This is a genomic window from Burkholderia sp. Ac-20353 (assembly GCF_017104785.1).
In the GTDB taxonomy this organism is placed as follows: domain Bacteria; phylum Pseudomonadota; class Gammaproteobacteria; order Burkholderiales; family Burkholderiaceae; genus Burkholderia.
The window spans coordinates 60,418-66,597 of sequence record NZ_JAAGPL010000028.1 but is presented as its reverse complement, the minus strand read 5'-3'; the positions used below and the strand labels follow the sequence as shown (position 1 = coordinate 66,597).

The window sequence follows — 6,180 nt, the reverse complement described above, 5'->3', positions numbered from 1 at the left end:
CTGCGCGTCGCGCTCGTCGCCGAAGCCGCCGGCGGCGGCGTGGCCGTCCATCTCGCCGGCCTGATCGAAGGTCTGAGCGACCACGACGGCATCGAGCTGCACCTCATCGTGCCGCAGGGGCCAAGGTTTGATGCATCGATACTCGATGCGCGCATCCTCGCGCGCTGCAAGTCGGTGCACGCGGTGCCGATGCAGCGCGCGGTCGGCTGGCACGACGCGCGCTCGGTCGCGCACCTGTATCGGCTGCTGCTGCGCATCCGCCCCGACGTCGTCCACAGCCACAGCTCGAAGGCCGGCGCGCTCGCGCGGCTGTGCCGAGGCCCGTGGCGGCATGTCTATACGCCGCATGCGGTGTACACGCTCAATCCGTCGCTGAGCGCCCTTCAGCGGCGCTTGTACGGCACGATCGAGCGCTTGCTCGGACGCCTGTGCACGAGCCGGATCATCGCGGTTTCACGCGATGAGGCCACGCACCTGCACAACGTCCTCGGCATTCCGGCGTGGCGTATCGAAACGATCGTCAACGGCGTGGCGCCGCCCGCGCTGATGCCGCGCGACGAAGCGCGGCAGGCGCTCGGCCTGCCAGGCGATGCGCTCGTCGTCGGCTTCGTCGGCCGCCTCGATCACCAGAAGGGTGTGGACCGCCTCGTGCGGATCGCACGCGGCGTGTACTGGCGGTGCGGCCGCGACGTGCGATTCGTCGTGATCGGCCCTGGCGACTTCGCCGCGGCGGCCGGCCCCGAAGCCGACCATGCGCCACCGAACCTGCATGTCGTCGGCGCCGTCGGCCACGCGAGCCGCTACTTTTCCGCATTCGACCTGTTCGCGCTGCCGAGCCGCTACGAAGGCTTTCCTTACGTGTGCCTCGAGGCGATGGCCGCGCGCGTGCCGATCGTCGCGTCGAACGTCGCAGGCGTTGCCGAGCTGATCCGCGCACAGGAGATCGGCCTGATGGTGCCGAACGACGACGACACCACGGATTTCGCGCATGCCATCGTCGCGCTCGCCAAAGACGAACCGCTGCGCAACACGATGCGTGCGAACTGCGCGCTCGCGCTCGAACGCTACTCCGCCACGACCATGGTCCGGCGCACGCTCACGCTTTACCGTGCGCTCATTCGCAAGGAGGCTGCATGACCGCACCCACTCACGTTGCACTGTTGCATGCGTACAGCGCGTGCAATTCCGGAGACGGCCTGCTGGTCGACCTGTCGGTCACGCTGTTGAAGGAAGCGTTCGGCGACGCGGCCCGCGTGTCGATCGTCGCGGCCGATCCCGCGTCGTTTCCCGGCTACGACGACGTCCGCGCGGCCCCGGTGCTCGCAGCGCGCGGCGCGGACCGGTGGCTCGGCGCGGCCGGTGCAGCACTGCCCGTCCGCGCGAACCGGCGGCTCGGAGAACTGCGCCGCCTGCTCGACGACGCCGACCTGATCGCCGGCGTCGGCGGCGGGTATCTGCGTGCACGCACCCCCGTCGAGGCGCTCAGGCTGGAAGCCGGCCATCTGCTGCAGATGCGCGCGGCGCGGGCATCCGGCAAGCCCGTCGTGTACCTGCCGCAAAGCATCGGCCCGGCGCAGCCCGCGCTGCCCGTCGGCGCGCACCTTTGCCAACTGCTCGGGTCGTTCGATACGGTCTTCGTACGCGACGATCGCTCGTCCGCGTTTCTCGCCGCCAACGCCAACACGCGGCGCGCACCGGACCTCGCCGTGCTCGACTTCGGACACCGCGGCGACGAGATCCTGCGCCGCGCCGTGCAGACGGACGGCGCCGCCCGCCACGTCGCGTTCGTGCTGCGCCGCGCGCCGGCCTGGGGCTACGCGCGGCAGAGGCGCTACGACGCGTCGATCGCACGGCTCGTCGAGCGAATCCGCGCGTCGTGCCGGATCACGTTCGCGGTGCAGAGCACCGGCCGCGGCAACGACGACGTCGCGTATTACCGCAGCATCGGCATCCGCGACGAACTGGTTCCGCTCAGGACGCTGCTCGAAAGCGACCGGCCGGACCGGGTGATCTCGGTTCGCCTGCACGGCGCGCTGGAATCGGTGCTGCACGGCGTTCCCGCGTTTCATCTCAGCTACGAACGCAAGGGCTTCGGCGCGTATGCGGACATGCGGCTCGGCGACTGGGTCGTCAACGGTGCGGATTTCGATCCGGAACACGTTGCGCGCATCGTGCTCGCGCCCGATGCGGCCATGTCTTTCTGGCGGGCCGCCCGGACCGGCTTCAAGCGGATCCGCGCCGGCCGCGAACGCGTGATCGACGCTCTGCGCGCCGCGCGGTGCGCGCATGCCTGACCGGAGCTTCGCATGCTTGCTCGACTCATACTCAGATTCGCCGCGCTCGGCCTGAAGTTCGCACTCGCGATCGTCGTCGCGCGCACGCTCGGCTTCGACGCGGTCGGCGCGTACGGGCTCGCGGTCGCGGCCTCCGTCATCGCGTCGAAGGCGCTCGGGCTCGGCTTCAGTCCGGAACTCAATCGGCGGCTCAGCGAGGCCGACCCGTTGCCGGCGCTTCGCGACGCACGCGTGCTCGGCGCGGTGTACGGGGTGTCCTATCTGCTGCTGGCCGCGATGCTCGCGGCCGTCACACTGACCGGCGCGACGGTCGATGCATTCGACACTTCCAGCCTGTCGCCACGGCTGATAGCGTGCGTGCTGTTCGTCGCGCTGTCCGAGCACGCGGCATTCGAAGCCAATTCGTGGATGTTCTCGCTGCATCGTCCGCGCGCGGGTTCGCTGCTGCTGTTCGTGCGCACCGGCGCATGGGCGGGCGTCGCGTGCGCGGGCCTGCTCGCGGGCGTGCTGCATTCGATCGAAGCCGTGTTCGCGCTGTGGTTCGCGACCAATGCGTTCGTCGTCGCGGCCGCCTGGCACCGCGTTCGTGTGCTCACGCGGAACGCGCGCCGTGTCCGGTCGCACGAAAGCGCACCGAACCTGCGCGGCTTGCTCGCGGTGTGGCGTCACGGCCTGCCGTTCTACGTGGCTGGCGTGATCCTCGCGACGCTGCAGTATGCGGAGCGCTTCATCGCCGGCGGCCACCTGAGCGCCGACGCGCTCGGCCGCTATGTCTTTGCGTGGTCGATCGCGAATGCCGTGCAGACGGTCGCGTTCGCGACCGTCGTCGTCACGGCCGGCCCGCGCTTCGTCCGCACGCTGGCCGACGCGCGCGGCGCGTTCCCCCGGCAACTGATGCGCGCGGCGGCGGCGAGTACAGCCGTGACAACGCTTGCGGCGGCGGCGATCCTCGTCGTACATCGCGACGTGTTCCGGCTCGCGCACGAACCGGCCGGCGCGAGCGACGTCGCGTTGCTCGCGGTGCTGCTCGTGTCGTTCGTGCTGCGCTCGGTCGCGGACGTGCTGTGGGCCGCCGCCATCGCGCTGCGCGCCGGGGTCGCGGTGCTGCTGTCGATGGCGACGCTCGCGCTGCTGTATGTACCCGTCGCGTGGCGGCTGATTGCGGATGCGGGCGCGACCGGCGCGGCGCTCGCGCATCTCGCGGCGAGCGTCGGGATCGTTGCGGGGTTGATGCTGATCGTGATGCGCGGCAACACAACTCACGCCACGCGTGCAAGCCGGGAGGCAACGTCCGATGCGTGACCTGATCACCGGCGGACCCGCGCTCAGCCGGGGGCTCGTGCGCGCGATCGCAGGGCTCGCCGTGCTCGTCTACTGGACCGTCTATGCGAAAGCGGGCGCGTTTCTGCCCGAATTCGTGTTCCGCGACGCGGAGAAGATCCAGAGCCAGATCGGCGGCGGGAACACCTACGAAGGCACGTCGTTCGACGCGGTCGCGCAGTTCTACGCGATGCTCGGCACGACCGGCACCCACCTGTTCGTCGCGGCGGTCGGCGCGCTGTTCATCTGGCGCATGATCGGCGAAGGCCGTCGGGTCGGCTCGCTGGTGGCGAGCATCGTGCTGCTCGCGCCGTGCGTGTTCTTCAACCTGTTCGTCGCGAGCAAGGACACGCTCGTCGTGCTGATGGCGATCGTGCTGGCCCGCATCGCGCAACGCCGCTCGGCGGCGCTGCTGTTCGTCGCCGCCGCTGCGCTCTATGTCGGCTACGCGGCGGTCGTGCGCAGCTATTTCGTGCTGATCCTCGCGATCGCGTTCGCCGCGTTCCTGTTCCGGCACGTGTCGTGGCGCGGCAAGGTGCTGATGACGATCGCGGCCCCCGTCGCACTGCTCCTGCTGCCGTCCGACGTGTATTACCTGCTCCAGCATCCGCGCGACATGGCGGCGGACTACCTCGACTTCGGCTCGCCCTACGGCGCGCGCACCAGTTTCCATAACCCGGTCGCGCCGGATTCGTTCGTCGGCTTCTGCGCGAATTACCTGTACGCCGTGCTGCGCCTGAACGTGCCGGTGCTGTTCTCGCCGGGGCCGAAGGAAATCGCGATGCAGCTGTTCGTCGCGATCGCGCTGGCCGCCGTGTGGCGCCGGGCGCGCGGCGACGCACGTCCCGCCCGTCCCGCCGATCCCGCCCGCGACCTGCTCGCCTGCCTCGTCATCGGCCATATCGCGGTGTCGATGCTGTTCGAGCCGGATCTCGGCAGCTATACGCGCCATCTGTCGAGCGTGGCGCTGTGGTGCGCGGTGCAGTTTTGCGCGTTTGGCGCACGCGCCGACGGACGGCGGGTCGAGCCGGCATTCGACGCACATGCCACTGACACCGTTACCTGCACCGCTACCGCCACTACCACGGCCACCGCGCAACCGTGCTCGGCCTCCCACCCGTCAATTCAACCTCACCGAGATCCAACATGACCCTGCTCACCCGGCCGCCCGCCGTCTTTCATAACCTCCAGTGCGCCCGCGCGCTGGCGGCGCTGGCCGTCGTCGGCTATCACATGAATGTGCTGCCCTTCGGCTCGAGCGGCGTCGACGTGTTTTTCGTGATCAGCGGCTTCATCATGTCCTATGTCGCGCCGCGCGAAGGCCGTGCGTTCTTCATGAAGCGCCTGATCCGAATCGTGCCGCTCTACTGGATGACCACGCTCGGCGTCTACGCGATCGCGGTGCTGCGTCCACAGTGGCTGAACACGACCACGGCCGATCTCGCGTACCTCGTGAAGTCGCTGCTGTTCATTCCGTACATCAAGGAGAACGGCCATTGGGGGCCGCTGAATCTCAACGGCTGGACGCTCGAATACGAGATGCTGTTCTACGTCGTCATCGCGGTTTCGCTCGTACTCGTGCGCGCGCGCTACGCGACGACGCTCGCCGCGTTGTTGCTCGCGCTGTTTTGCGGGTACGTGGCGGCGGGCGGGCCGTTCGGCGCGGTTGCCGCGCATCTGGGGCAGCCGTTCGTGCTCGAATTCGGTCTCGGTGTGCTGGCTTGCCATGCGCTGGAGGCCGGCATCGGCCGCCGGCTTTCATCGTCCGCCTGGGTGGCGATCGCAGCCGCCGGCGTCGCGGCGATCATGCTGTTTCATGTGTTTCACGGCACACCGGCCGGCGTCGCGCGCGTCGCTGGTTGGGGCGTTCCCGCGTGTCTGCTGGTCGTCGCGCTGATCGCGCTCGACCTGCGCGGCTGGACGGTCACGAACCGCATCGCGGCGGCACTCGGTGCCGCCAGCTATTCGATCTATCTGATTCATCCGTATGTGATCGGCATCGCCGGCAAGATCGTCAACGTGCATGCCAATCTCGTCACCGGGCGCGGCGTCATGGCAACGCTCGCGATGTTCGCGGCGGTCTGCCTGTCGGGCTACGCGTGTCATGTCTGGGTCGAACGGCCGATGCTCGCGGTGCTGAACCGATGGAACCGGTCATCGCGTCGTGCGCCGGGGGCGGCATGATCGTTTCCGGGCTCCGGAAATGAGCTTTTCCGGCGTGCGATCGAGAAAATCCTACAAGACTGATACTTCGCGCGTCGCCACTCGTACTCGTTCGATATCGAATAACGAAAGCATTTCGTAACATCCCCTCGGAATTCAAAGGTACCGGTTTCGGACACGATCCGCCGGTTCAGAGGCAAAACAATTCGAGGTGGGATATTCGCTCCGTCCGCTTGATCACAGCGTCGTCTGCCGGTGGCGAATCGGTCAAGGCAGCCGATTCGCCACGGGAAGCGCGCTTTCCGGAACCCGGCAGCCGCACGCCGTATCGCACAAAACACCGTCCTGCCCGCACGCTGCGGTCGGCGACGCGCCGCGCACGTCTGATCGGCATCGCGCTGTT

At 68.5% G+C, this 6,180-nt stretch carries 5 protein-coding genes; all 5 read left to right on the top strand.

Annotated features, from left to right (window positions below):
- Nucleotides 1–1,137: glycosyltransferase (locus G3N94_RS12285; protein ID WP_205792653.1), on the top strand; the 1,137-nt coding region annotated here is incomplete at its 5' end.
- Nucleotides 1,134–2,294 (top strand): polysaccharide pyruvyl transferase family protein, encoded by a 1,161-nt coding sequence (locus G3N94_RS12280; RefSeq protein WP_205792652.1) that lies wholly within the window; start codon nt 1,134–1,136, stop codon nt 2,292–2,294. The genes G3N94_RS12285 and G3N94_RS12280, both read left to right, overlap by 4 nt.
- 12 nt (nt 2,295–2,306) lie before the next feature.
- The gene (locus G3N94_RS12275; RefSeq protein ID WP_205792651.1) at nt 2,307–3,596 is read left to right on the top strand and encodes a polysaccharide biosynthesis protein; all 1,290 of its coding nucleotides are present in this window, start codon (nt 2,307–2,309) and stop codon (nt 3,594–3,596) included.
- On the top strand, nt 3,589–4,764 hold the full coding sequence (locus tag G3N94_RS12270; protein ID WP_241021783.1) for a hypothetical protein: 1,176 nt from the start codon (nt 3,589–3,591) through the stop codon (nt 4,762–4,764). Before G3N94_RS12275 ends, G3N94_RS12270 begins: the two co-directional genes overlap by 8 nt.
- The gene (locus tag G3N94_RS12265) at nt 4,761–5,798 is read left to right on the top strand and encodes an acyltransferase (protein ID WP_205792650.1); all 1,038 of its coding nucleotides are present in this window, start codon (nt 4,761–4,763) and stop codon (nt 5,796–5,798) included. The genes G3N94_RS12270 and G3N94_RS12265 overlap by 4 nt, the downstream gene beginning before the upstream one ends.
- Nucleotides 5,799–6,180: the final 382 nt, after the last annotated feature.